The organism is Salinispora goodfellowii, from assembly GCF_059570675.1.
Map to the genome: position 1 here is coordinate 56,208 of NZ_JCANTD010000015.1, position 26,069 is coordinate 82,276.

Annotated in this window: 25 protein-coding genes and 1 tRNA gene; 13 read left to right on the forward strand and 13 right to left on the reverse strand. The window is 69.7% G+C overall.

Annotated features, from left to right (window positions below; genetic code table 11):
• Positions 1-58 precede the first annotated feature (58 nt).
• A complete protein-coding gene (locus tag T398_RS15665) occupies positions 59-889 on the forward strand; it encodes an SURF1 family cytochrome oxidase biogenesis protein (RefSeq protein ID WP_496447735.1) in 831 nt (276 codons plus the stop codon).
• Positions 890-976: 87 nt separating this feature from the next.
• Here T398_RS15665 and T398_RS15670 read toward each other — a convergent pair whose 3' ends face one another.
• From T398_RS15670 to T398_RS15680, 3 genes are all read right to left on the reverse strand, one after another.
• Entirely contained in the window at positions 977-1,183 is a 207-nt protein-coding gene (locus T398_RS15670; protein ID WP_018216694.1) for a hypothetical protein, read from the reverse strand.
• Positions 1,184-1,370: 187 nt separating this feature from the next.
• The gene (locus T398_RS15675; RefSeq protein WP_496447835.1) at positions 1,371-2,717 is read right to left on the reverse strand and encodes a dipeptidase; all 1,347 of its coding nucleotides are present in this window, start codon (positions 2,715-2,717) and stop codon (positions 1,371-1,373) included.
• A complete protein-coding gene (locus tag T398_RS15680; RefSeq protein ID WP_496447736.1) occupies positions 2,704-3,384 on the reverse strand; it encodes a uridine kinase family protein in 681 nt (226 codons plus the stop codon). Before T398_RS15680 ends, T398_RS15675 begins: the two co-directional genes overlap by 14 nt.
• Before the next feature lie 61 nt (positions 3,385-3,445).
• On the opposite strand from T398_RS15680, the gene T398_RS15685 reads away from it, so the two are divergent.
• The gene (locus T398_RS15685; RefSeq protein ID WP_496447738.1) at positions 3,446-3,922 is read left to right on the forward strand and encodes a rhodanese-like domain-containing protein; all 477 of its coding nucleotides are present in this window, start codon (positions 3,446-3,448) and stop codon (positions 3,920-3,922) included.
• A gap of 126 nt (positions 3,923-4,048) precedes the next feature.
• Here the strand turns inward: T398_RS15685 and T398_RS15690 are convergent, their stop codons facing one another.
• The 3 genes from T398_RS15690 to T398_RS15700 form a co-directional block, all read right to left on the reverse strand.
• The gene (locus T398_RS15690) at positions 4,049-5,602 is read right to left on the reverse strand and encodes a cobyric acid synthase (RefSeq protein ID WP_496447739.1); all 1,554 of its coding nucleotides are present in this window, start codon (positions 5,600-5,602) and stop codon (positions 4,049-4,051) included.
• Entirely contained in the window at positions 5,599-6,600 is a 1,002-nt protein-coding gene (locus T398_RS15695) for a cobalamin biosynthesis protein (protein WP_496447740.1), read from the reverse strand. Before T398_RS15695 ends, T398_RS15690 begins: the two co-directional genes overlap by 4 nt.
• Positions 6,601-6,861: 261 nt before the next feature.
• Entirely contained in the window at positions 6,862-7,602 is a 741-nt protein-coding gene (locus T398_RS15700) for a single-stranded DNA-binding protein (RefSeq protein WP_496447742.1), read from the reverse strand.
• A 300-nt stretch (positions 7,603-7,902) separates the two neighbouring features.
• On the opposite strand from T398_RS15700, the gene T398_RS15705 reads away from it, so the two are divergent.
• The 3 genes from T398_RS15705 to T398_RS15715 all read left to right on the forward strand — a co-directional run bounded on the left by T398_RS15705 (position 7,903) and on the right by T398_RS15715 (position 9,611).
• Positions 7,903-8,292, forward strand: a complete 390-nt coding sequence (locus tag T398_RS15705) for an HPF/RaiA family ribosome-associated protein (RefSeq protein WP_496447743.1) — start codon at positions 7,903-7,905, stop codon at positions 8,290-8,292.
• A 117-nt stretch (positions 8,293-8,409) separates the two neighbouring features.
• Positions 8,410-9,450 (forward strand): alpha/beta hydrolase, encoded by a 1,041-nt coding sequence (locus tag T398_RS15710; protein ID WP_496447744.1) that lies wholly within the window; start codon positions 8,410-8,412, stop codon positions 9,448-9,450.
• Between the two features lie 85 nt (positions 9,451-9,535).
• Positions 9,536-9,611 (forward strand) — tRNA-Arg (locus tag T398_RS15715).
• Here the strand turns inward: T398_RS15715 and T398_RS15720 are convergent.
• Together T398_RS15720 and T398_RS15725 are read right to left on the reverse strand one after the other, a co-directional pair.
• Entirely contained in the window at positions 9,612-11,825 is a 2,214-nt protein-coding gene (locus T398_RS15720; RefSeq protein ID WP_496447745.1) for a tyrosine-type recombinase/integrase, read from the reverse strand.
• Positions 11,822-12,214, reverse strand: coding sequence for a hypothetical protein (locus tag T398_RS15725; protein WP_496447747.1), 393 nt, complete (start codon positions 12,212-12,214; stop codon positions 11,822-11,824). Before T398_RS15725 ends, T398_RS15720 begins: the two co-directional genes overlap by 4 nt.
• 1,449 nt (positions 12,215-13,663) lie before the next feature.
• Between T398_RS15725 and T398_RS15730 the strand changes: the two genes are divergently transcribed.
• Complete coding sequence (locus T398_RS15730; RefSeq protein WP_496447749.1) at positions 13,664-14,389, forward strand: sigma factor-like helix-turn-helix DNA-binding protein; 726 nt, start codon at positions 13,664-13,666, stop codon at positions 14,387-14,389.
• A 59-nt stretch (positions 14,390-14,448) separates the two neighbouring features.
• On the opposite strand, the gene T398_RS15735 is transcribed toward T398_RS15730, so the two are convergent.
• Positions 14,449-14,988: a hypothetical protein gene (locus T398_RS15735; protein ID WP_496447751.1), complete on the reverse strand. Its 540-nt coding sequence runs from the start codon at positions 14,986-14,988 to the stop codon at positions 14,449-14,451.
• Between the two features lie 345 nt (positions 14,989-15,333).
• Here T398_RS15735 and T398_RS15740 point away from each other — a divergent pair, with 345 nt between their 5' ends.
• The gene (locus T398_RS15740; RefSeq protein WP_496447752.1) at positions 15,334-16,731 is read left to right on the forward strand and encodes a UDP-N-acetylmuramoyl-tripeptide--D-alanyl-D-alanine ligase; all 1,398 of its coding nucleotides are present in this window, start codon (positions 15,334-15,336) and stop codon (positions 16,729-16,731) included.
• Between the two features lie 3 nt (positions 16,732-16,734).
• Here T398_RS15740 and T398_RS15745 read toward each other — a convergent pair whose 3' ends face one another.
• The 3 genes from T398_RS15745 to T398_RS15755 all read right to left on the reverse strand — a co-directional run bounded on the left by T398_RS15745 (position 16,735) and on the right by T398_RS15755 (position 19,585).
• Positions 16,735-18,180 carry a UDP-N-acetylmuramate--L-alanine ligase gene (locus tag T398_RS15745; RefSeq protein ID WP_496447754.1) on the reverse strand — a complete coding sequence of 482 codons (1,446 nt, stop codon included), beginning with the start codon at positions 18,178-18,180 and terminating at the stop codon, positions 16,735-16,737.
• Between the two features lie 350 nt (positions 18,181-18,530).
• The gene (locus T398_RS15750) at positions 18,531-18,947 is read right to left on the reverse strand and encodes a helix-turn-helix domain-containing protein (RefSeq protein WP_496447755.1); all 417 of its coding nucleotides are present in this window, start codon (positions 18,945-18,947) and stop codon (positions 18,531-18,533) included.
• 68 nt (positions 18,948-19,015) lie between these two features.
• Complete coding sequence (locus tag T398_RS15755) at positions 19,016-19,585, reverse strand: hypothetical protein (protein WP_496447757.1); 570 nt, start codon at positions 19,583-19,585, stop codon at positions 19,016-19,018.
• A 343-nt stretch (positions 19,586-19,928) separates the two neighbouring features.
• Between T398_RS15755 and T398_RS15760 the strand changes: the two genes are divergently transcribed.
• Positions 19,929-21,323: an NsdA family TPR-like regulatory protein gene (locus T398_RS15760; RefSeq protein ID WP_496447759.1), complete on the forward strand. Its 1,395-nt coding sequence runs from the start codon at positions 19,929-19,931 to the stop codon at positions 21,321-21,323.
• A gap of 28 nt (positions 21,324-21,351) precedes the next feature.
• Positions 21,352-21,861, forward strand: coding sequence for an SAM-dependent methyltransferase (locus T398_RS15765; protein ID WP_396758902.1), 510 nt, complete (start codon positions 21,352-21,354; stop codon positions 21,859-21,861).
• A gap of 729 nt (positions 21,862-22,590) precedes the next feature.
• Here T398_RS15765 and T398_RS15770 read toward each other — a convergent pair.
• On the reverse strand, positions 22,591-22,785 hold the full coding sequence (locus T398_RS15770; RefSeq protein WP_496447760.1) for a hypothetical protein: 195 nt from the start codon (positions 22,783-22,785) through the stop codon (positions 22,591-22,593).
• A gap of 420 nt (positions 22,786-23,205) precedes the next feature.
• Here T398_RS15770 and T398_RS15775 point away from each other — a divergent pair, with 420 nt between their 5' ends.
• The 4 genes from T398_RS15775 to T398_RS15790 all read left to right on the forward strand — a co-directional run bounded on the left by T398_RS15775 (position 23,206) and on the right by T398_RS15790 (position 26,059).
• A complete protein-coding gene (locus tag T398_RS15775) occupies positions 23,206-24,012 on the forward strand; it encodes a helix-turn-helix domain-containing protein (RefSeq protein WP_496447762.1) in 807 nt (268 codons plus the stop codon).
• The gene (locus T398_RS15780) at positions 23,999-24,190 is read left to right on the forward strand and encodes a DUF397 domain-containing protein (RefSeq protein ID WP_018216705.1); all 192 of its coding nucleotides are present in this window, start codon (positions 23,999-24,001) and stop codon (positions 24,188-24,190) included. The genes T398_RS15775 and T398_RS15780 overlap by 14 nt, the downstream gene beginning before the upstream one ends.
• 217 nt (positions 24,191-24,407) lie before the next feature.
• Positions 24,408-25,376, forward strand: a complete 969-nt coding sequence (locus tag T398_RS15785; RefSeq protein ID WP_496447764.1) for a YHYH protein — start codon at positions 24,408-24,410, stop codon at positions 25,374-25,376.
• A gap of 134 nt (positions 25,377-25,510) precedes the next feature.
• Positions 25,511-26,059, forward strand: coding sequence for a dihydrofolate reductase family protein (locus T398_RS15790; protein ID WP_496447765.1), 549 nt, complete (start codon positions 25,511-25,513; stop codon positions 26,057-26,059).
• Positions 26,060-26,069: the final 10 nt, after the last annotated feature.

Below are 26,069 nucleotides of genomic sequence, written 5' to 3' on the forward strand. Positions count from 1 at the left end.
GGGGGTAGCGGCCACCGGCGGTCGCACCGATCGACCCGCCACGCCTACAGGTAACCTCATGGCCGTGTACCGGTTCCTGCTGACGCCACGCTGGCTGGGCGCGCTCGCGCTGACCCTGATAGCGGCGGTGATCATGGTGTTACTCGCCGACTGGCAACTGGCCCGTTACCACGATCGCACCGCGATCAACGAACAGATCGACGCCGGCCAGCGGATGGACCCGGTGCCGCTGGCCGAGGCGGTAGCCGCCCCGACCGGGGAGACCGGCGCCGTCGGGCCCGCCCCCACCACCGAGCGGACCTGGACGAAGGTCACCGTCACCGGACGGTACGACGCCGCGAACGTGATCCTGGTCCGGGGGCGCTCACTGGACCGTACGGTCGGCTTCGAGGTACTGACCCCGCTGTTGCTGACCGACGGCACGGCCGTGCTGGTCAACCGGGGCTGGATCCCGCCCGCACCGGGCGGGGACGCCACCGTCCAGCCGACCGTGCCCGCGACCCCCGCCGGCCCGGTCACCGTGACCGGCCGAATCCGCGCCGGTGAGGGCGGTTCGCTCCCGGTCACCCGCCGCGACGGCAAACTGGAGACCCGCCGCGTCAGCCTGCCCAAGCTGGCCGGGGAGCTGCCGTACCCGATCTACGGCGGGTATGTGCTGCTCGATCAGCAGGCCCCCGCCGCCGACCCGACCTTCCAGACGGTCCCGGTCGGCTACACGAACAGCTGGCAGAACTACGGGTACGTCGTACAGTGGTGGATCTTCGCCGGGATGACGCTGCTCGGCTTCGGCTACTTCGCCCGGCGGGAGGCCCAACGACGGGCCGGCGTGGTGCGCGAACGTCCCACCGAACGTCCCACCGACCGGACCGCCGATGCAACCTTGACCTGATCATCGGGGGCGAAGCTGGCACGGCCGGGGACCGCCTCGGTGCGCGTCCGCGCCGTCGCACCGGCGGCGCGGGCCGGCGGGCGGGCATCAGAACGAAACGGGCTCCTCGATGCGCAGGCCCCGGGCGCGCACCCCGTCAGCGACCCGGGCGAGCGTCGAATCGAGTGCGACCAGCGCGACAGAGAGCTGACCGAGCCGCTCCTTGAGTGACTCATCGGACCACGCGGAGACGTCAACGTCTCCCAAAGCACTGACGGCGGCCTCCAGGCGGGCCATCACCTCGTTCGTACTCATGTACGAAGACTATCTCAACCCGGTGACCGACACGCCGGAAACGCCCAGCCAGAACCGGACGTTATGGTTCTGACACTCGGGACGGCTGGGACGCGCCGACGGAGGTGTCCACCCACCGCCAGCGCGTCCGTCCGCAGACCGCTCCGCAACGCTGAGGCCAACCGGCCGGGCTCAACCGTGCTGGGGCTCAGTCCCGCCCAGCGGTGGCGACGTTGCGCAGCAACAGCGCCTCGGCCAGGCACACCCGAGCGAACTCCCCCAGGTGCAGGCTCTCGTTCGGGCCGTGCGCCCGGGCGTACGGATCTTCCACCCCGGTCACCAGGATCGCGGCCTGCGGGAACATCTCCTGGAACGTGGCGATGAACGGGATCGAACCACCGACCCCGATGTCCACCGGATCGGTGCCGTCCCAGGCGGTACGGAACGCGGAGCGAGCCGCGTCGAACATCGGGCCGGAGGCGTCGATGCGGCAGGGTTCGCCGTCGTGCTCCAGGGTGACCGACACCTGCGCACCCCACGGAGCATGCTTGCTCAGGTGCGCACGAAGCGCCGCGTACGCTCCCTTGGGGTCATCACCCGGCGCCAGCCGCAGGCTCAGCTTGGCCTTCGCGGCCGGGACCAGGGCGTTCGGCGCCTCCCCGGTGGCCGGCGCGTCGAGGCCGAGTACCGCCAGGGCCGGCTTGGTCCAGAGCCGGTCCGTGATCTGATCGGTGCCGATGAACTGCACACCCTCCGCCAGCCCCGCCTCGGCGCGGAAGCGGTCCTCCGGATAGTCCACCCCCGCGCCGCCGCGGCTGACCAGCCCGTCCACGGCCACGTTCCCGGCGTCGTCGTGCAAGGTGGCGAGCAGCCGGGCCAGCGCCGTCAGCCCGTCCGGCACCGGGCCGCCGTACATGCCGCTGTGCACGGCGTGCTCCAGCGTGCGAACCTCGACGAAGCAGTTCACGACCCCGCGCAGCGACGTGGTCAACGCCGGCACGCCAATGTCCCAGTTGGTGGAGTCGGCGATCACGATGACATCCGAGGTGAGCTCGTCCCGGTACTCGGCGAGCAGCCCGGCCAGCGAGTCGGAGCCGTACTCCTCCTCGCCCTCGATGAACAGCACGACGCCCACCGGCAGCGAGTCACCGAATGCCCGCAGCGCCGCGATGTGCGCCATGATGCCCGCCTTGTCGTCGGCGGCGCCACGGCCATAGAGGCGGCCGTCCCGCTCCACCGGCTCGAACGGGTCCGACTCCCACAGCGACCGGTCACCGACCGGCTGCACGTCGTGGTGGGCGTAGAGCAGCACGGTAGGGGCACCGGGTGGCGCCGCCTTCGTCCCAATCACGGCCGGTTGCCCACCAGACCGGGCCAGCCGCACCTCAAGGCCGCAGTCCCGCAGCAGCTCCGCGACCGCAGCCGCGGAACGCTCCACGTGGGTGTGGTCGAAGCCGTCGAACGCGATACTCGGGATCCGGACGAGGCGCTCGAGGTCCGCCCGGACGCCGGGCAGTTCCCGCTCGAGCGCGGCCCGCAGGTCAGACTCGGACATGATCGGTGTTGTCATGACCGGCATCGTATGCCGGCCTTACCGACCGGCCTCGCCGCAGGTAGTACCGGGCGCGGTCGTGGGGCAACACCGGCGCGCCGTCCACCACCAAGTCCGCCCGGCCGCAGGTGCCGTCGGCGACGAAGTGGGCCCGCTCACCCGTGTGCCAGCGGCGCAGCTCCGGCAGAATACCCGGGCCGTCCCGGGTCACCGCCCGGGTGAGCCGCAGCTGTGCTGGGGCGGTGACGAACACGGCGAGGCTCAGCTCCGGCGCCACCGCGGCACGCGCCGCGCTCACCCCCTCCAGCAGCAGGACCGGTGCCACCGGCACCGGCACCGGGCGGGGCAGGAACGACCGCCGGACCCAGCTGAACCGCCGGTACTCCCCCGCCCGCCCCGCCCGCACCGGCGCCAGCACCGACTCTTCCAGCCGGGACCAGAAGGTGAGCTGGTCAGCCCAGCCGTCGAGCAGGTCGTCGGTGTGTATCACCACCGGGCGGGCCCGGCCCGGCCCGGCGGCGAGCGCATCGGCGAGCCGTGCCGCGAACCAGCTCTTGCCCGCGCCGCTGGGTCCGTCCACCGCCACCAGCCGGGTCTTCCCCAAGCGCGCCGGCGCCGCACACACCCGCTCTGCCAGCCGGGCATACGACTCCATCACCGCTACCGCCACGGCCTGACCGTATCCGGCGGCGGAACCGCGCCACCTCGGTCCGTCGCCCGTTCGGGCGGTCGTGCCGCTGGCCGACGCCGTTCGACCGCGCGTCGCCGGGCGCGGGCGGCATGATCGGCTGGTGTCCCACAGCGTGATGAGCCCAGGCGTTGATGCCCTGTTGGAGCAGGCCCGCGCCGGAGTGCGCCGGCTGGCCCCGCACCAGGCCGTCGAGGCGATCCGCGCCGGGGCGTTGCTGATCGACACCCGCACCGAGCGGCAGCGGGCGGAGCAGGGTGAGCTGCCCGGTGCGATCGTCATCGAACGGGCGGTGCTGGAGTGGCGGCTGGACCCGGCCAGTACCTGGCGGATCCCGGAGGCCACCCGGTACGACCGGGAGGTCGTGGTGGTGTGCCGGGAAGGTTACAGCTCCAGCCTGGCGGTGGCGGGCCTACGCGCGCTGGGACTACGTCACGCCACCGACATCATCGGAGGGGTACAGGCCTGGCAGGAGGCGGGACTCCCACTCTCCGACCGCCCCGCCGACGTCCGCGACTGACACCGGGACCAACTCCCGTCAGACGGCCGGCTCCCGTCCGGCGGGTCACCGTCCGGCGGGTCACCGTCCGGCGGGTCACCGTCAGGTGGTTGCCGGTCAGGTGGTTGCCGGTCAGGTGGTTGCCGGTCAGGTGGCCGGGTCCCCGTCGGGTGCGCCCGGCGGGATGAACGGCAGGCCCGACGGCGGTCCGGTTTCGATCAGCCGCCACAGTGCGGCGGTGTCCAGGTGCTCCTCGACCAGATCCCCGAGCAGGTCCAGGGAACGTTCGCGGGCGGCGGCGAAGGAGGTGTCCGGGGCCGCCCGGAACCCGGGGCGGCCCGCCTGCCGCGCCACCTCGGTCAGGAAGCGGCGACGGAACCCGTCCGACTCGAACGCGCCATGCCAGTGGGTGCCGTACACCGCCCCGGCGACCGCGCCCTCACCGGTACCGTCGGCGTACGCGAAGAGCGGGGTGAGGTCGGGGTCGGCGGCCGAGACGTACCCGTGGTGGATCTCGTAGCCGCGGACCGGGACGCCATCCCACCCGGTGCCGGCCGACTGCCGGACCGTCTTGCCCGGGTCGAAGGTGACCTCAACCGGTAGCACCCCCAGGCCGGGTACGCTGCCCTGCCCGCTCTCCACCCGATCGTGGATGCGGCGGCCGAGCATCTGGAAACCTCCGCAGATGCCGAGCAGGGGCCGCCCGGCGGCGGCGTGGGCGAGCACGGCATCCGCGAGGCCGGTCTGGCGCAGCCAGGCCAGGTCCGCCACCGTCGCCTTGGAGCCGGGCAGCACGACTAGGTCGGCGGCGGCGAGCTCGGCGGGCTCGACGGTGAGGCGCACCCGCACACCCGGCTCGGTGGCGAGCGCCTCGACGTCGGTGGCGTTGCTGATCCGGGGCAGCCGGACCACGGCCACGTCCAGCCAGTCGCGGCCGCGGGGCGCGGCCGGACGGCCGAGTACCCGCCCGTACGCCAGCGAGTCCTCCGCGTCGAGCCAGAGGTCAAGCGACCAGGGCAGCACCCCGTAGGTGGGCCTTCCGGTGACCTGGCGCAGCATGTCCAGGCCCGGCGCCAACAGGCCCGGGTCGCCGCGGAACTTGTTGATGACGAACCCCGCGACCAACTCCTGGTCGGCTTGCTCCAGCAGGGCCACCGTGCCGAACATGGAGGCGAACACCCCGCCCCGGTCGATGTCCCCGACCACGATCGCGGGCAGGCCGGCGTGCCGCGCCAGCCCCATGTTGACGTAGTCCCCGGCCCGTAGGTTGATCTCCGCCGGGCTACCCGCCCCCTCACAGATCACCACGTCGTAGGCGGCCCGCAGGTCGGCTAGGGCCGCGTACGCGGTTTCGGCGAGGCGGGGGCGAAGCTGCCGGAACGAGCCGGCGGTGAGGGTGTCGACCGCCTCGCCGAGCAGCACCACCTGGCTGCTCCGGTCGCTGCCCGGCTTGAGCAGCACCGGGTTGAACCGCAGCTGGGGGGTGAGGCCGCAGGCCGCCGCCTGCATCGCCTGCGCCCGGCCGATCTCACCGCCGCGCCCGTCCGGGCCGACCACGACCGCCGAGTTGTTGGACATGTTCTGCGCCTTGAACGGCGCCACCCGCACGCCCTGCCGGTGCAGCCAGCGACAGATCCCGGCGGTGAGGACGCTCTTGCCGGCGTCCGAGGTGGTCCCGGTGACCAGCAGTCCGCCGCTCACCGCCGCCGCCCGCGTACGGCCCGTTGCCCGCCGCTGATCGCCCGGCGGCCCACGGCGGAGAGCAGACGCCCCACGGTCAACGGGTACGCCGTGGCGAGCCCGAGCGTGGCGAGCCCGACGGCGGCGGAGATCCGGGCCACCCGAGGAAGGTGGCTTGCGTCTGGACGGGGGCCGTCGCCGAGGAACGGGCGCACCTCGACCCGGCGGGCGTAGACGTTGCGCCCGCCGAGCCGGACCCCGAGCGCCCCGGCGACCGCCGCTTCGCACTGCCCGGCGTTGGGGCTGGGGTGGTCGTTCCGGTCCCGGCGCCAGACCCGCCAGGCCCGCTCCCGGTCCCCTTGGGCCAGCGGCGCCACGGCGACCGTCAGCAGTCCGGTCAGCCGGGATGGAACGAGGTTGAGCAGGTCATCGAGGCGGGCCGCGGGGGTGCCGAAGCGCGCGTACCGGGAGGAGCGGTGGCCAACCATCGCGTCGAGGGTGTTCGCCGCCCGGTAGCCCAGCAGCCCGGGCAGGCCGGCGACCGCGCCCCAGAGCAACGGGGCGACGACGGCGTCGGAGGTGTTCTCGGCCACCGACTCGACGGCGGCGCGGGCCAGCTCCGGCTCGTCCAGCGTTGCCGGATCCCGCCCGCAGAGGTGTCCCAGACGTTGCCGGGCCGACGGCAGGTCACCATCGGCAAGCGCCGCACCGAGCACCGCCGCCTCCCGGCGCAACGTGCGCCCGCCGAGCACAGCCCAGGTGCCGGCAGCCACGACTACGCCCCGCGCACAGGGGCGCCCTCGGGTGGCGACCGTCGCCGCGACACCGAGCGCCACCGGCACTCCCACCGCCAGCGCGGTGTAGGCCGCGCCGGCCGCCCGGTCCGGCCGGTAGATCCGCCGCTCCAGGGCGCTCGCCGCACGGCCGAACCCCGCCACCGGGTGCCAGCGACGAGGGTCGCCGACCAGCGCGTCCACCGCGTATCCCGCGACGAGCCCCGCTACCGTCGCCTGCCGCACCGGCCATCACCTCCGGCCGGTCAGCGTAGCCGAGCCCCACGTCCGGCCCGCCCGCCCGGCTCGCCGCTCCCGCCGGCCCCGGCTCGCCGCTCCCGCCGGCCACACTCGCCGCTCGCGCTGGCCACACATGATGCCGGACAGCGACCCACACCGAGGTGTGTGCCGTGCGGGGTGACGGCCCAACGGGGGCCGGCACCCCGCCCCCGTCACGCCGCTCCCTCCGGACCCTCGCGGGCCGGCACCTGCCCGAGGTGAACGGCCTCAGACGGGCACCCGCCCGCGGCCCCGGCGAGCCCGGTTACCGCTGGGTGTCGGCTCGGCGCTCTGGTTGGCCGCATCATCTGGGCTGGTCCCGTCGGTCGGCTCCGCTGGCTCACTCGGGCTCCCGGCGGGGGCAGACCGGTCGGTCGGACCAGAACCAGCGTCGTCCCGGTCCGCCTCAGCGATCGGATCGTCCAAGGGATCCACATCGGCGCCGACAGCAATCGGCTGGTCGTGGCGCACGGCCAGCTCCGACTCCCCGTCGGCCGGCCGGTCGGCGGGGACCGCCGACGTCAACTCGGTCTGCGCACCGGGCAACTGCGGCTCGGCCATGGGATCCGCCGTGGTTCCGGTTGTGTCGCCGGTCGTGGCCGCCGGTCGGTTACGCAGAAACCGACCCCGGCCACGGGACAGGTCGTGGCCGACCGCGACGGCCTCCAGTTCGTAGTGGGTCCGGTGGCTGCCGGCATCGTCGGTCCAGTCCCGGGTGTGGAGCCGCCCCGAGACGATCACCGGGTCGCCGACCATCACCGAGGCCACAACCCCCTCGGCGAGCCGACGCCAGCAGTGGACCCGGAGGCGAAGGCTGTTGCCGTCAACCCAGTGACCGCTCTCGCGGTCGAGGCGGCGCGCGGTGGAGGCCACCTTGAAGTTGGCCACCAGGGTCTGACTCTGGTTGGTGCGCCGCCACTCGGGCGCGGTCACCGCGGTGCCGATCACCGTGACGTGGGTGTCGAACATCGTCCCTCCCGGGTCAGATTGTCATCGCGAAGTGCTCGGCCTGAGCCTGTCCGGCCCCGTCGGGCACTGCCATCGCACTGGGGTGAGCTGTGGACAACGGAGCTGGGTGTGGACAACAACCTGTTCAAAGGCCCGTGTGCTAGGGGCCTCTGGCCCTGGGACAGCAGTGGAGCAAGCAGCAGAATTGACCATGTTCCGGAACGGAAGAAATTGGGTATACCTGGACCAAGAAGAACGTAACCGGATGAAGGGGTCAGTGATCATGATGACGATCACCACCGGCACCGGCCAGGCGCAGTCATGAGCGGGGTCACCAACCCGGCCACCGTCAACGAGTGCCTCCGGGTGGGGGCCGGCTTCGCGCAGGGCGACCGGGCCTGGATCGCCGACCATTTCCACATGCTCGATGCCCGGCTCGCCAGCTTCCACGCCGACGCCACCGAGCTGGAGGTGTCGGTCAAGAACCGGGAGACGAAGGGGCAGAAGGTCACCCTGGAGTGCTGGATCGCCGGCCGGCAGAGGATCGTCACCACCTCGGCGGAGGAGGACCTGCAGGCGGCACTCAACGACGTCCGGGACGACCTGCGCCGCCGCCTCAACGACGCGAAGACCCGACAGGAACCCCGGCACAACAAGCACCTGCGCGACACCACCCCGCCACCCGGGGCAGCACAGGACCCCGACGACTGACGGTCCGCACCACCACCACCACCGCCACCATCAGCTCGGACGTACCCCGGCCCTCCTCCCGCACAACGCCGGGAGGAGGGCTACCATCCGGTAGCTGGCCGGCGTACCGTCGCAGTCGTGGAACCGGACGTGCTGGGGCCGCCCTACGAGCGGCACACAATCGACCTGGGCACCGACGACGAGGGGCCGGTGGTGGCGACCCTGGTGCGCCGCCGCGCCGAGCGACCCACCAACCGTGCGGTGCTCTACGTGCACGGGTATGTCGACTACTTCTTCCAGACCCACGTCGCCGACCACTTCGCCGCCCAGGGCTGGGACTTCTACGCCCTGGACCTGCGCAAGTACGGTCGCAGCCTGCTCCCGCACCAGACGGCGAACTTCTGCCTGGACCTCGGTGACTACTTCGCGGAGTTGGACGCCGCCGCAGAGATCATCAGATCGGATGACGGGCACGACACCATGCTCGGCATGGGCCACTCCACCGGCGGCCTGATCGTCTCGCTCTGGGCGCACGCCCGGCGGGACGCCGGTGTGGTTGACGGGCTTTTCCTCAACAGCCCCTTCTTCGACCTGAACCTCCCCTGGGTGCTGCGGCGCCCCGCAGCGGCGGCCGTCGCCCGTCTGGCGCACCGGTCGCCCAAGCGCACCCTCGCCAACGGCCTCAGCACCGTGTACGGCGAGAGCCTGCACGCCAACCACCGCGGCGAGTGGAACTACAACCTCGCCTGGAAGCCACTCGGCGGTTTCCCGATCCGGGCCGGCTGGCTGGCCGCGATCCGGCGGGGCCAGCAACAGCTCCGCGCCGGGCTGAACATCCCGGCACCGATGCTCGTGGCCGCCTCGACGCGCAGCTTCAAGGGGCTGAAGTGGCGGGACGCAGCCGCCAGCGCTGACTCGGTACTGGATGTGGAGCACATGGCGCGCTGGGCGCCCCGGCTCGGCCGGCACGTCACCCTGCTCCGGGTCGACGGTGGGCTGCACGACCTCACGCTCTCCGCGCCCACCGTCCGCGACAGAGTCCTGACGGAGGTCGGACGATGGGCCGACGGGTTCCTCGGCACCGGGAGTATCGACAGCGGACAACGCCCGCCAGCGCAGGCGGCACCACCGACGACCCGCCAGGCCGCCGAGGCGAGGTCGACGGCACCGCCGGCCTGATTGCCGCCGGACATGGTCACCACCACCCGCTCCCCCGCCAACCGAGCCCGCGGCGGTACCCTTCTCGGGCACCATTCCGCGGCACGCGCCCGTAGCTCAGCGGATAGAGCAGGGGACTTCTAATCCCAAGGCCGCAGGTTCGAATCCTGCCGGGCGCACCATCACACAGCGGGCTTGACCTGCTGCTTCTTGCCCTTTTTGCGATCTTTCTTGGCGACACCTTTCGATGCCTCACCCCCGTGTGAGCCCGAGGTGAGCCCGGGAGTGCGCTTGGCGCCCCGACCGGAGATCAGGCGGGCAGTAGCTTCGGCTGCCTCCATGGCCAGCTCGGGCAGGACAGCCGTGTACGTGTCCGCCGTGAGCGCGTACGAGGAGTGTCCGAGCATCTCCTGTACCACCTTCATCTCGGCTCCGGCCTTGAGCGCTATCGTGGCCGCGCCGTGGCGGAGGTCGTGCAGGCGGATCGGCGGGAGGCCCAAGCGCTTAACGAGCCGGTCGAAGTAGTCCGACAGCCACGTCGGCTCTACCCACTCTCCGTTGGGCCGCGTGAAGAGACGGCCACTGTTCAGCCACGCCGCCCCGGCCTCCTCGCGTGCCTGACGCTGCCGCTTGTTGTGGCGCTTGATCACCTTCACGGTTCCGCCGTCGAGCGCCACCAGGCGGTTGCCCGCGTCGCTCTTGGGTGCGTTCTCTTCGATCTCGCCGTTGATGTCAACAAGCTGCGTGGCGACGGTCAGCGCCTGGCCCTTGAGGTCCACGTCTTCCGGCCGCAGTCCGCACGCCTCACCGCGCCGCAGGCCACGAAGTGCGATGAGGTGAAACAGCGCGTACAGCTCGTCATCCGCGATGCCGTCGAGGAAGGCGCTCGTCTGCTCAGTTGTCCACACCATGACTGGCGACGGCCTTTCGCCGGTAGCCCGCCACTGCGCGACTCGTTCGTCAGTCCACACGAGTCCCTTGGGGCGGTTTACGGGATCGAGTTCGACATGGGCCGCCGGGTTGAAGGTAATCAGCTCTTGCGTGATCGCATCGTTCAGAGCAGCCCGCAGCGTCGCTCTGATGTGTCGCCGAGTCGTCGGACCAACCGGGCGGCGAAAGGGCGGCATTTCAGCGATGGCGGCACGCGCGGCACGGCGACGCTCACGACCCCGAAGCGCCTTGAGTTCTTCGATAGCGGCACGTCGAAGCGCGTTGGCTTCCTCGATCTCAATGTTGCGTTCAACGATGGCGTTGAACATCTCCGACAGGTGCGACACGCGAAGCCGGTCCAGACGAATTTCCCCGATACGCGGCTTAAGGTGCAGGCGGATGTCTCGCCCGTATCGGTTGACCGTGCTCGCGCGGATCTTGCGACCGGCAAGCCAGGTGTCGAGGAATTCCCCGACCATGATGCGCGCCGTCAAGGACTGGCCGCTACGGAACTTCCGACGCGTCTCCTCTAGATCCGGCAGCGGCTCTCTGTTGGAGGCCACGCGCTCCAACAGATCGCCCGTGCGCCGCTGGCCGTCCTCATCATCGACGTCAGGCAGGGCCAGCAGCGCGCGGACCGCATCCAGATCCGCCTGAGCTTGGGTGGCCGACGTGTAGCCGGACCGGCGGAAGGTGCGACGTTCGCCCTCGACATTCGGCGGAAGCTCTTGACGAACACCCCAGGTGCCGTGACGCCGCTGATTGAGCTTCGGGCAGGATTGGCCGTACTGCTTGCCAGTCTCCGGATCGCGGCAAGCGCAGCGACGGAACACTGATCCTCTCAGCGGCCCGGTCGTCCAGGTCGCCGGCTCCGTCCGCTGAGAGGTGAGGGGATCGGCGGTGAGAATGGTCAACCGGACCCGGCCGCGTAGCCGCGCGTCGACCCGCACCCCGTGCACACCCCAGGCGTGCGCCATCGCCTCCGCCGCGTTCACGAACGGCTCCGGAACCTGCCCCGGGTGCAGCAGGATCACCGCCGTTGCCCCGAACGAGCGGGGGCGGATGCGCCACAGCAGCGGCAGGACCGGCATGATCGGCTGGCCCTTCACCAGCAGTGGCCCGAGTTGCCCGGTGGTCGGCCGGTCGGTGCCGGTCAATCCCGCGTTGAGGCACAGGTGCCGCCAGGAGTACCGCATCCGTATCCGCAGCACCGGGAACCCGAACAGGTACCAGTGCACCCGAGGTGCCAGCCGGCGGAGCAATCGCGCCGCCACGGCCAGGGCCACGACGACGGCCACCAGGACCACGACGGCGGTGACGATGGTCGGTAGCCACGACTGAAGCCGATCGAGGGTGACCCCCGGAAACCTCGGCACGAAGCCAGGAAACCCGGGGGTCAGCGACGGCGACGGCGCAGGCGTCGGCGGCAGGGCCGATGCCGGCAGCATCACTCCAACGGCGGTCATGAGCCGGTGGCCTTTCCGCCGCGCTCCCGACCGGCAGGACCCGGCACCGCAGCCGACGCCGATCCGCCGCTGTTGCCGGGCCGCTTCGGGTAGATCGACGCCGCCTTGTAGGACAGGCCGTGCCGACCCTCGATCTCCCACAGCGACACGTCCAACTCGGTCACCCCGACCGGACTGCCCTCCGTCACACCCTCCGGCTGGGCCGAGGTCTGCACATCGATCACCGACGCCTTCCGCGTGCCCGCACGGCGTACCGCGATGCCGGTCACCCACAGGTGGTTACCGTCACGGTCCTTGCGCTGCTCGCCGTCGAGATCGGTCTTGGGCTCCGGTGCAGCCACGCACAGCAGGCCGACCAGACGAGAAAGATCAACAGGAATGCTGCTCACAACAAACTCCAAAGGTTGGATGAGGTAGTGCTCTACAGGTGGTGCTCACAGGTGGTGCGGTAGTCGGGACGGGGACAGCACGCAGCCCGACAGCCGGGGCGGACCGCGACTCCGCACCAACGGCAAGAGGCGCGACCGCAAAGGCTCGGCAACGGCGCAGCAGGTGTGACACGGCAAGGCAAGCCTCCACAAGGGACAGACGACGGTGACAGCGCCGCCCAGAGCCAGAACGACGAGCAGAAGGGACCGAGCCGGGGGCGAGGCGATCGAGCCGGCGACCCAGAGGCCGGGCGGACAGACCCAGCGCGACGCGCTTCGGGCGAGCGAACGCCGGGACGACTCACAGCCGGACGGCCACGAGCGGACGGCAGTACGGGGACCGGCGTAGACCCCGCGCACCGGGCGACCGGCGATCACGTCCAGGACGCCAGGGGTGAGGCGAGCCCGGTCAACACCCCGGAGGGGCGGGCGGGGATGCGTACGAGTTTCCCTACTTGGTCAAGAAGCGGGATCGGCATGGCCGATCCCGCGACAGACGAGAGGGAGAGGGGAAAGGAGCGGTGGGCGGGGTCGGGGGCTGCGGCCTGGCGGCCGGTCCCCCGCCCCGCCCCAGAGAGAAACAGGACGCACACGGCACCCGAGGGGAGACCAGCAGCCAGCAACCAGGCGTCAGACCCTCACGCCGGACCCCGACCACGGGACACACGCCACCCCGGATACCGACCGCAGTGCACGGCGGCACGAGCAGACCCCGACCGCACCTGGCGGTGAGTTGGCCGCAGGCCCGGACCACGATCGCCGCCAGGACGCCAGCCGACACGTCCGAGCCGTGACCGATTCTCACTGTTACGGCTAACATCGGCCGGAACCGCAGGCCACAGCACCGAAAGCGCCGACGACACCCGCCCGGTCCAGCCATGGCCGGGCTTTGAGGTGCTGCCGCGCCGGCAAGCCGGCTTGCCCCCGAATAACCGAGGCTGAGCAGCGCGAACACGACGCAAGCAGGATTGACGGCACCGCCCGTCATGCACGGCCCGGCTCCTCCGGCCTTCACCTCCCTCCCGGTAACGCCGCGCCGCGTGCACGGATCCTTCTACCTGTTGAAGGGGACCGCCAGGAGCCCGAATATTCCAAGATCGACAACTTTGTGCTTGCTACTCGAAGATTTTTTCTGGCCCGCGCGTACGCTCAAAAGAGATCAAGGTCAGGCCGGCGGGGGGTCGGTCGGGCTGTCGGTTGTGGAGTCGAGCGACGACGAGTGCTCGCAGCGGGGGCCGCACAACATCGTGGCACCCCGACGTGATCTCTCGTACGCTTGTGCGACTCCCGGCGGTGTCCGCAGCACGCCGGGGCTACACCAGGGGTCAGCGTCGACCCGGCTCACCGCCGCCGACAGGCGGCCCGGCGTGTCCCACCCAGCCCGAGGCGACGTTGGGAGGACACGAACCCGTGCCCGAACACCGAGTGCCCACAAGGCACCCCCACGGCATCCCCCTGCCCGGCCAACTCACCTTCTCCACCCCACCCGGCGTCGCCGCCCCTGGACTCCTCACCCGCGCCGCCCGACTCTCCGCCCCCGGCGAAACCTCCGCCGAACGCGCCGCGAACGCCCAACACGAGCTGTTCTACGCCTTCCTCGACCGGATGCAAGCCACCGTGACCACCGCGGCCGAAACACGCTGGCGGCTGGACATCGACCGGCCCAACGTCTACTCCCGGCTCCTCGGCGGCGCGTACGACCACGCCAGCGGACGCACCGAGCACCGCCGCAAACAACTCACCCGCCGCCACGACGAAACCGCCGCCGAGCACCAAGCCCGCATCACACGCCTTCGCGAGGAGCAACCCCGAGAGGTGCCCGTGGGCGACGACCAGGAGATCAGCGTTCACCACGCCAGGCACCACAACGGACCCGACTCCCGAGGCATGGATGCCGTCATCGCCCGCCTACAAGAGTTCGTCGCGCAGTCCGCCCAGATGCGACCCGCCGATCGCATCGACCCCGCCAGCGCCGAACTCCTTCGACGTACCTACCTCGACGGCGAACCCCTCGGCCAGGTCGCCGCAGAGCTGAATCTGTCCCAGAGCAACGCATCCAAGCGCCGCGCCACCGCCGTACGGCAACTCCGCCAGCTCATCGCCCGCCAGATCCCGCAGCAGCGACCGCCCAGCTAGGCACAGGTCCGGCCGTCCCGTCAGACGCTCACCGCGACCACGAGGCGGCCCGACAGCTCTCAGGCGACCGGCGCCACCGGCCGCGCGTACTTGTCCCCACCCCACCCATAGCGCGCCGCCTCCGCCACCACACGAGTCACCGCCTCTTGGATCAACTCCCGAGACTCCGTGTCGTCCTCGACCCGCCAGCCGTAGCGAGACGTCGCGTCCAGGAACACCACGATCGCATTCACGACCGGACTGACCCGAAACACCAGCGACCACGACGGCCCATGCACCCGCAGCGCCACCCCACCGCCACCGGACACGACCCGCAGCACACCCGGCCCACCCCGCTCCACGACAGCGGCAGCATCGACTAAGGGTTGCCGCATCGCCGGATCATCGCCCAACCTCGCCGGCAACACCTGTTGCGTGAGCACGTCCGCCCCCACGTGCCACGGATCGATCATCGGCTGATCCGCAAAAGCGTCCGCCACCTGATCAGCCAGCACCCGACGACGCCGCGCCGCCTCCGACAACCCCCGAGGCTCCGCCGCACGCTCGCCCAGCGGCAGGGCCGGATCACCCACCGGCAGCACCATCACCGGCGCATCCACACCCGCTGCCTGAGCACGCCACACCTGATCGTGGACCAACTCGGACCGAAGATTAAACAGATCATCAGCCCACGACGCCCAGGCCGCCCGCGTTCGCGGCTTGAGCATCATCCACGGCGCGGAACGCAAGCGCCGACGCGTCGACCGCCGAGCGCACACGCTGCGGCGACCAGCAGGCGAATTGCGGTACATAAAACACAGCTTGGCACAGCGCAGTAGCGCTAGCGACAGTTGGCCTCGTGTCAGTTGGGCTATTGCCAGTAGCTGCCAGAGGACCGACATCCACGATCCGGCTACAGCCCTCGATCCGCCGACCGCACACGGTAGGTTCATCACGTGCTTCCGATGACCTTGCAAGAGATCACGGCCGTTGTCGGCGGAACCGTCCACGACGCCCCCCACGGCGTCACGGTGACCGCCCCAGTCGTGTTCGACAGCCGGCGCGTAGAGACCGGCGGCATGTACGTGGCGCTGCCCGGTGAACGCGTCGACGGGCACGACTTTGCCGCTCAGGCGATCGAGGCCGGCGCGGCGGCGGTACTGGCGTCACGGCCGGTCGGCGTGCCAGCAGTGGTCGTCGAGGACGTACCCACCGCCTACGGCCGCCTTGCCCGCGCGGTCGTTGACCGACTGCCGCAGACCACGGTGATCGGTGTGACCGGCTCGGTCGGCAAGACCTCGACCAAGGACATCCTCGCGCAGGTGCTGCCGACGTGGGGTGCCACGGTGGCCAACCGGGCGTCGAACAACAACGAGCTTGGGTTGCCTTACACGGTCACCCGCGCCACCGCCGACACCCGCTATCTGGTGTTGGAGATGGGCGCACGCGGCATCGGGCACGTGGCCTACCTGACCCGCATCGCCCCGCCCACCGTCAGCGTCGTGACCCGCGTCGGGCACGCGCACCTTGGCGAGTTCGGATCGGTGGAGAACATCGCTCTAGCCAAGGGCGAGATCGTGGAAGCGCTGCCCGACGCCCGCGACGGTGGGTTGGCGGTGCTCAACGGTGACGATCTTCTCGTCGCGTCCATGGCCAGCCGCACCAGCGCCCGAGTGCTCACCTACGGCATCGACGACCCGGCGGACGTACGCGCCGAAGACGTGACCGTGGACGAGCTGGGCCGCGCCGGGTTCCGGCTGGCGCACGACGGCCAGGCCGCCGAGGTGCGGTTGCGTCTCTACGGGCTGCACCAGGCATCCAACGCGCTGGCCGCCGCCACCGTCGCCCTCGGGTTGGGTCACCCGATCGAGGCGGTAGCCGAGGCGGTGTCACAGGCCGAGGCAGTGTCGCCGGGACGGATGCAGGTCAGCACCCGCGCCGACGGGGTGACCGTCATCAACGACGCCTACAACGCCGCGCCCGACGCGATGCGGGCCGCGCTGCGCGCCTTGCAGGCGATGGCCGGAGACGGCCGGCGGGCGGTCGCGGTGCTCGGGGAGATGGCCGAGCTGGGCGAGCACGCCGCCCAGGTACACCGCGAGATCGGGCAGCAGGTGGCCGAAGTCGGGGCCGGGTGGCTCGTAGCCATCGGCGGAGCCGCCGCCGGGCAATACGCGGACGCCGCCGCCGGCACCGGCACGACGGTGGACCGGGCGGCGAACGTAGCCGAGGCGTGGGAGCTGCTGCGCGACGGGTTGCGGCCGGGCGACGTGGTGTTGGTCAAGGCAGCCAACAGCGCCGGGCTCCTCGCGCTCGCGGACAAGCTAATCGAGGAACCCGGCGCTGTCACCGCCCAGGCGTAGAGGTCACGCAGACAACGCGACCTCGGACCGGCTGCTCAGGGCGTCGAGGATCGCCGCGCCGTAACCGGTGACGTCACCGGTGCCCATCGTCAGCACCACGTCACCGCGGCCGGCCATCCGGCCGACGATCCGGGCGGCGTGGTCGGGGCCAAGCGGCAGGCAGTAGTCGCCGTCACGCAGCCGCCCCAGGATGGCCGTGCCGTCCGCGACCGGTCGACCCGCCGGCACGGTGCCGTGCACATCGAGCAGCAGCACGTAGTCGGCCTTGTCCGCCAAGACCCCACCGATCCGGTTGCCGAAGGCCAAGACCCGGGCGTGTCCGGACGGCTGGAACACCACGAACACCCGACCCCGCGCCAGGGTGCGCGCGGCGTCCAGGTCGGCGGCGATCTCGTTCGGGTGATCGGCGTACGAGTCGATCACCGTCACCCCGGAGCGGGTGTCGATGTGCTCGAACCGGCGGCGTACCCCGGGGAAGGTGCACGCCGCGCCGGCCACGTCGGCGGGGTCGAGCCCGAGCGCCACCGCGCACGCCACGGCCGCCACCGCGTTACCCAGGTGATGCGTGGCCGGTCGCGGCAGGGTCACCCCGACCTCGACGCCGTTGGGCATCCGCACCGACCCCGACGTGCTCCACCCCTCGGCGTGCACGTCCAGCAGCCGCACGTCCGCCGCCCGGTCGCGGCCGTAGCGCAGCACCGTCAGATCGGGTCGCTCGGCGGCGATGACGTCGGCAGCCACGGTCGCGCCCACGCAGTCGGCGTTGACGATCAGGAACCCGTGCGGTGCGATCCGCGCGCCGAACGCGACGTAGGCGCGTAGCACGTCGGCGTGGTCGGTGAAGTTCTCCGGGTGGTCGTCGGTCACGTTGGTGATGACCGCGATCGACGGGGCCAGGAAGTGAAACGACCGGTCCGACTCGTCCGCCTCAACCACCAGCAGCCGGGACGCGCCGAGGTGGGCGCCCGAGCTTGGCCCGTTCAGGTCGGCCCCGATGAGGTACGTCGGGTCCTGCCCGAGGGTGCGCAGGATGTGCGCGAGCATGCCGGCCGTCGTGGACTTGCCGTGCGACCCGGACACCGCCACCAGCCGCCGCCCGGCGGCCAACTTGTCCAGAACCTGCGCCCGGTGCACCACCGGGATGCCGGCGGAACGCGCCGCGTCGACCTCCGGCGCGTTCCGCGCAACGGTCGTGTAGACGACGCACGACGCGCCCTCGATGTGCGCCGCGTCGTGGCCCACCTGCACCCGGACGCCGGCCGTACGCAGCGCCGCGAGAGCCGCCGAGTCGTGCAGGTCGCTGCCGGTGACCTGGTGGCCCAGCTCGGCCAGCAGCCGCGCCAGGCCGGACATCGCGCAGCCGCCGACGCCCACGAAGTGCGGGCGGGACAGGTCCACCGGGCCGGAGTACGCCTCGATGGTCGGGTTACCAGTGATCGTGTCGGTCATGGTGCCGTGTCTCCTTCAATAGAGCTGACAGGTTGGTGCCATGAGCTGACGTGCTGGAGAAGATCGCTCCTTTCACTCGTGCGATTCCTTGCGCGCGTTCAAGCTGGCCCCGGGTCACCAACTCGGCTGCGCGAGTCCAATCGATTTCTGTCGGCCACTCCACCGCTCCCGCCGGTAACGTCGGCGCAGCAGGAACTGGGGCGGACACAGCGGCCGGCCCTGCCGATCCCGGGAGTGTGCGCTTCCGCTTGCGGGAGGTGCGACACGACGGACAGGCACACGGCCGACCACCGGGAAACCGACGCGACCGATGCGGTCGGTGCCGAGGCCGGATCAGGTCCGCGTCGTCGTCATCCATGGACAGCTCCGTCCTCGCCGACGAGAACAGCCAGCGAGCCTCCGAGCGACTGCGACGAGTCCGCCAGGTCGAGCAGCCGTCGCAGATCACGGCACACGCACACCGGCGGTGACGCTGCAAGGCGCTGCCGAACAAGTTCCGCCACCATCTGTTCGCGCAGACGACGTGCCAGCGCGTCAGTACGCGCCCACTCCGCCACCAGCAGCCCACCCGCGCCCAACGCGATGTCGCGGGCAAGCCAGAACTCCCGTGGGGCCACCTGCCGCGCCGTCTCCACGTTGGCGACCGTGCTCCGCGACCACTGCACCATCCGCGCGAGCCGCACCTGAGTGACACCAACAGCCTTACGGGTCAACGCCAACCGAGCCCCCAACGACCGGCGCGCATCCGCGACATCGTCATGCGTCAAGAACCCAGTTACCGGATCGGCCACCAAGCGCGGCGTAGTAGCGTGTGACGGCGTGACGGCAGCCATCGCTACCGCGCCCGTCGCTCAGCGAGCGAGTACACCCGCGCCCCGCCGGCCGCTACAGCGGCACCGGCCACGGCCGCCGCACCGCCGGTCGGAACATCGCTTGAGACATCGATCAGCACCCGCAGCGGACCGGCCACCAGCGTGATGCAGCCGGGTAGCCCCTCTTGGCCCGCCACCGAAGCCCCGGCCACGCTGACGCTGACCCGCACTGCCACCGCACCGGTAGAAGCCACCGCGAGCCCGCCGGCCGCCGTTCTTGGGCCGGTGTCCACCGCTGACGAACTGACGGGGTAGAAGCCGGCTGACGCCGCGTCAAGCGGCCCTGCGGTTGGAGCCGGCGCCACCATGCTCCGGTCAGGATCCTTGGCGTGCCCCTGAATGATGAAGAAGCCAAGCTCAACATCGGTGGCCTTGCCCAACACCGCACGCAGCGCCAAGCGGTAGTGCGCCGACGGCCACCGGGTATCGCCACGCTCAAGAACGCCGATGTAGCGACTAGCGATAGCGGTCCGTCGGCCCGTGTGCTCGTACAACCACGCATTGACAGACTCGGCCAGTTCCTGTCGCGACATCGGCCGGCCCGATCCAGAGGGCGACCGCGACGCCAGCCGCGCCACCCGCAGCAGATCATTCGGTCCCGGCTGATACACCACGTTGAAAGTCCGTCCGTAATCGGTTCTTGTCCCGGTGCACAGGTCAAGCGATCGGTTCGCGCACTCCGCAGCAGTGCGCGAACGTCACGCTTCCGCTTGCCGTACGGGAGCCTGTCGGCGTGTGGGCCGCTTCTCGGCTTCCACTGAGGAACGACCGCCCTGCGTACCTGTAGCGAACCGCAAACCACGGGCGGTAGGTGCGCTGTCACGCACGTCATGGCGGTGAACGTGGTGAAAGATCGACTTCTAGCGGGGGTGCAACGTGCCGCAGGTGCGATCCGGCAACGCCAAGCTCGCATCCGTCATCACCGAGGCCGGCATGTCGCACGCCGAGGTGGCCCGCGCCTTCCTCCGCGTCGCGCAGGAGTGCAACGCCCAAGAGTTCGCAGGCGTTGGCCGCTCCCACGTCTCACACTGGGTAGCGGGCTCCAAGCCCTCTGGGCGGGCACCCATGCTGCTGTGTGAGGCGCTGTCTCGGAAGCTTGGCCGGGTGGTCACCCTTGATGAGATCGGGTTGCCGAGTCCGCCGCTGTCCTCCAAGGACATGCTCGGATGGCGAGTCGATACGCTGGCGGCGCTAACTGAGATCGGGAGAGTCGACGTGGACGCTGAACGCAGACGCGTTCTCAGCACTGCCGCTTACTCGCTCGCCGCGCTGGCGCTGCCCTCTGAACGCTGGTGGCCGCGAATGGCCGAACGTGGCCGGGCACGTGGCGCAGCCGGCGGAATGACCGTCAGCCGGGGCGACGTCGAGGCAGTGCACGACATGATGTCTCTCTTTTCCCGCGTCGATCAACGGCGGGGCGGTGGACATGCACGCTCGGCAGTCGTCCAATATCTCACGTCCGATGTGACGAGCTATCTGTGCGGACGCTACTCGGACGACTCTCTGAGGCGGGACATGTTCACCGCTGCAAGCGAGCTTTCCTACCTCGCCGGCTGGATGGCGTTCGACAACGGCGAACACAACGTGGCTCAGCACTACTTCAACGTCGCAGTCAAGCTGGCGGCGGAAGCCGACAATCCGGCGATGGCAGGCCATGTGCTACGCGCGATGGCGCACCAGGCCATCGACCTCGGACACCAGAAACGCGCTCTCAACCTCGCCTCGGCTTCAGTAGACGGCGAACGGTACGAAGCTGCATCTCCACGAGAGCGTGCCTTGCTCGGGGTCGTATATGCACGCGCGTTGGCTGTCAACGGCGAAGGGCAGAGCGCGGCTCGTGCACTTCTTCGGGCCGAAGCTGACCTAGCTGCCGCCACCAGCGGAGATGACGAGCCCGGCCGAGTCTTCTTCTTCGGGGAAGCGAGCTTGGCGCATGAGACAGCCTGCGCGCTGCGCGACACCGGCGATGCGGCCGGAGCGACAGCTCAGTTTCTCCGCAGCGTGAAAACCCGCAAGGCGTCAGCCTTCACTCGAACCCATGCCGTGACGCTCGGATACTTGGGAGCCGTTCAAGCCAAACAGGGCGAGATTGAAGAAGCCTGCACGACATGGTCGCGTGCGCTCGATGCCATGGAAGGCGTCCGGTCCGGCCGCACACGCCAGGTCGCCGCCGAGATGCGTGCCATCCTCTCTCCGTACAGACGCCGGAGCGTCCGAAGAGTCCAAGACGTGGACACCCGCGCCAAGAACTATCTTTCAACTTTCGCCTAAACGGTCAGCAGCAGAAGGAGAGGCGGGAATGGCAGCCGAGAATTTCACCGTGGAGCCCATTGCGTGGGTTGTAGGCGGAAGATCCGAGCCCACGGATGACTATTGGGGCGCAAGCCGGGCCGTTATCCGAATCGATGAAAATCGGTTCACCCCGGCATCCGCGAAGGGGTTAGAGGAGTTTTCTCACCTTGAGATCGTGTTTCGGTTCCATCTCACTGACCCAACCGATCTAAACCTCGGAGCACGCCGGCCCAGGGACAACCCGGAGTGGCCCGAGGTGGGAATCTTCGGCCACCGCAACATGCGTCGCATCAACTGGTTGGGTGTGTCTCGATGCCGCCTCGTCAAGGTTGACGGCCTTGACCTGCACGTTGAAGAGTTGGACGCTGTGGACGGCACGCCCGTGTTGGACATCAAGCCCTGGTTCTCAGAGTTTGGCCCGCGCGGCGATGTCAGACAGCCATCCTGGTCGACCCAGATGCTCGGGCTGTACTTCGCGGACCCCGGAGCGGCCCAGGCAGAGCAGCCGCCGAAGTGAGCCCGCCGTGAGCCCGGACGTCTGCGGACAAGCCAATATAGAGACTCACCAGGAAGCAGCCGTAGGGGTGTCTACCTGCACAGATAGACACCCCTACGGACTCACGATAACGCCGGAACACTAGCGGGATTCAACTTCTAATCCCAAGGCCGCAGGTTCGAATCCTGCCGGGCGCACAGGCACTTCCTTTCAGCCGAACCGGCCGCCTGGGGCTATCCGTGGTGCGGCTATTCGTGGTTGAAGATCGCCTCTCCCACCCAGCAAGTGGGCGCAGGCCGTACCGCCGCTGCCGGTCGAGGCCGGCCAGCTATCGGCGAAGCCAGGTAGCACGGTCGGGCGAAGCGGCACCTTCGCCGGAAGAGGAAGTCCCACCTCAGGGCCTCGTTGAGCTTGGGGTCCGCGGCCGTTCCCACCGACCAACCCTGTCGGTCGAAGGGAACTCCGGCACCCCTGACCAGCCCATCCGCGAACTGCGTAGATTCCCCGTTGGCGGACATCGACCGGCTGCTGGCCGGATGAGGTCCGCCGCCTACCTGGACTACCGGGGGCGTGAAACGGATCCGCCGAGGCGTAGCTCGGGCACTCCTTCGACTGGGCGCCCGATGGCGCATTCAGCTTGGCCTTTCTGATGTTTACCGGCCCGGTGGCCAAATGCGGCCAACTGTGCGGCAAAGGGGGCGCGAAGTCGAGCCCTCCTCCGGAGCTGGCCGGGAAGTTCTTTCCACCTCGTCACCGGAGCACGCCGATTATGACAGCGGCAACAACGATCGTCACCACCAGCACTGCCGTCAGCTTCTGCCGGGTGGTGAGTGGGCTCGGGTCTGGGGGGCGACTCGCTCGTACCCAGTGGCCGTCGGGCAGTGGGGGCGTCCCGGACGGGTCGCGGTTGGGGTGCAGCTCAGACGGTCTTCGGTCGTCGGTCATCACAGCCTCCGCAGCCCAGCAAGCACAGCTCGAAGCACGTCCTCGTGGACGTGAAAGACGCGCGCTCTTCCCACCGCACGCCCACCATCCCCCATGCTCAGCAAACGCGGGAACCCGACTTCAGACACGGCCCGACCCTTTCGCTGCGGCAAATCTTGGCTCACTACTGTCGGCACAACGACACTCCCATATCTGAATGGACATTGGTAACGTCGCCCTCGCCTGAACTCCTTAAGCGAAGGGCGACCCCGACGGCGCCTCCGGCGGACTCAGATGCCCCACCGACTAAGGATCTAACTCCAGGTTGCACGCCACAGCCTTGGGATTACCAGGCGTGTGGGTCCGCTGGGCCGCGGTGGGCTAACGCCAGTCCGGCAGGTAGCGAGATGGGTAGTCGATCACTAAATTGAGGAGTGCTGAATGACCGATGTGCCAGGGCCAATCGCCGACTTCATCGTGAGCGAGATTCGCCGGGCCAGGGGCGCGGCGGGCTTGACGCAGGAGGCCTTCGGGCGGGCCGCGGGATACACCGCCTCACACGTCAGCTCCGTGGAGAACGGCAGCCGCGCGCTCACCATCGACTTCATCCGGGGGACCGACCGTGCGCTCAGGACCGGCGGGCTGTTCGAGCGGCTGGCCTCCAAGCTGGGTACCCCGTCCTGGTTCCTGCCGTGGCTGGACGCGGAGCGCACCGCTACCCAACTTCGCTACTTCGAGCCGATCCTGATTCCCGGTTTGCTCCAGACGGAACACTATGCCCGGACGGTCCTGCGCACCGACGACAGCCTCAGCGACGGTGAGGTTGAGCAGTTGACCGCCGCGCGGATGGAGCGACAGAAGATCCTGACCAACGATCACCCGCCGCAGCTCGTTGCGGTGCTGGACGAGGGTGCCCTGCGGCGCACCGGCGACAGCTTCAGCGGGATCATGGCACAGCAAATCGCCCATTTGATCTCCATGACCGAGCTGCCGCACGTACACGTGCTGATCGTCCCCGCCACCAGTGGAATCCACATCGGGCTGTCGGGGCCGTTCGCGCTGGCCCGATCGGCTGAGGGGCGGTGGATCGGCCACTTGGAAAATCAGCTGGGCGGCGAGGTGGTCGACAAAGACGATGGAGTGGCTAAGCTGCACATGATGTGGGAGAGCATTCGCAACGAGGCTCTGCCGCGCAACCCGTCCGTCGACCTGTTGAAGGAAGTAGAGACCTACCATGGACCTCAATAGCGCCCGGTGGAAGAAGTCTACCCGTAGCGGGGCGAGCGGCGGCAACTGCGTCGAGGTCGCCGACAATCTGCCGGGAGTCGTCGGCGTCCGGGATTCCAAGGACCCGAGCGGCCCGGCGTTGGTGTTCGGACCCACGGCGTGGCGGGCTTTTGTCGCGCAGCTCCCCGAGCAGCCCTGACCCCACCTCACCCAGGACAGACCCCCAACGCGAAGAGAATCCCCAGTCCAGGTCCCGCCGGGCTGGGGATTCTCGGTGGTGATGGGCGGCTGGCCGGAAAGCGCGGCCCGAGTAATTGTGTCCGCATTCGTAAGAATGCGGAGTCGTTTCAGCAATTTCCAGCTGGTCCACAGGCCCTGCACAGTCAGCACCTGAGATCAGCGGCCACAGTAGTGGCATGACTTCTCCTCGACACGGTTCCGGTCGACCCACCCGCCGCGTCTTCCTGCTCGGTGGGCTCGCCGCCGCCCTCGGGGTATCGGCGTGTGGCCGGACGACGGTCACCGGGGTCAACGACCCCTCGACGTCAGCCACCCCCATCGACGCACCGACCACCCCGGCGTCGACCGAGCTGACGGGCAGCTACTCGATCGCCGACAGCGCCACCGGGACCCAGATCGACGTGACGGTCACCGGGGACAGTCGAATCATCCGCGCCAACGGACTGCCGAACCACCCGAGGGGCAGCTTCCCGAACGCGGGCAACCCCCACACCGTCTCGGCCCAGGCGTACGAGTTCCAGCTGCCGCGCAACGGCACCCAGGCCAGCCGCGCCACCCCACTCGTCCTGCCGCAACCCTTCGGCATCGCGATCAACGGGGTTCCCTTCGACCCACTCGCCGCCGAGTGGTACCGACGGGACCCGGCCTCCGGCTGGACAGTCGAGGCGATCAGCCCCAAGACCAATCTCGGTTTGGATGACAACAACGCGCATGTCCAGCCGACCGGGGCATACCACTACCACGGGCTACCCACGGCAGTAGCCGGCCAGCGGGACGCGAGCCGCCACTCCCCACTCCTCGGCTGGGCTGGCGACGGCTTCCCCATCTACACGGGACTCGGTTACGCCGACGCGATGGACCCGACCTCCGGCAGCACTGAGTTGACCTCCTCGTACCGGCTCCGCTCCGGCGTCCGGCCGGACGGCCCGGGCGGAGCGTACGACGGCACCTACACCGAGGACTTCGAGTTCGTCGAGGGTCACGGCCTGCTCGACTTGGCCAACGGTCGGCACGGGGTCACGCCCGAGTATCCCGACGGCACCTACTACTACGTCCTCACCGACACGTTCCCGTTCATCCCACGACAGTTCGTCGGCACCCTCGCGGAGAGCTTCCGCCACTCCGGACGCGGGGGCAGGCCCTAGTTAAGCCGCCGGCCGCGACCATTGCCTACCGGCCGTCGATGCTGGCCCCCTCCGCTACCCGCGTAGCCTAGAGCCGTTGTCATATCGGGGCTCGACAATCATCCCGTCCCGTACGACCGCCGAGGGAGATCTGCATGCGTAAGCTCGTGCTCTACACACTGATGTCAATGGACGGGGTGGTGGAGGCACCCGACCGCTACATTTTCGACTTCGACGAGGTGATGTACGCCAACCTCGCCCGCACGATCAAGGCCCAGGACACCGTGCTGCTCGGCCGACGGACCTACGACGAGTGGGCGCCGTACTGGCCGACGGCGGAGGAACAGCCCTTCGCCGACTTCATCAACGAGGTGCCGAAGTTCCTGATCAGCTCGACGGCTCCGACCGTACCGTGGACCAACACCACGGCCGTCTCGAGCCCGGTCGCCGATCTCGCTCGCCGGCTCAAGGAGCGTCCGGGTGGCGACATCGGCGTCCACGGCAGCGTTCGCCTCGCCCAGTCCCTCCTGGCGGAGAATCTGGTTGACGAGCTCCGACTCGTGATCGCCCCGGCGGTGCTGGGCTCCGGGCGACGACTACTCGGCGAGGGTGACGAGCAGCTACGGCAGTGGAAGCTGCTACGGCTGGAGGGAACCCCCTCCGGCGCCGTGCTCGCCGACTACGAGCTCGACCGAACCCGCTGACGCCCCCCTT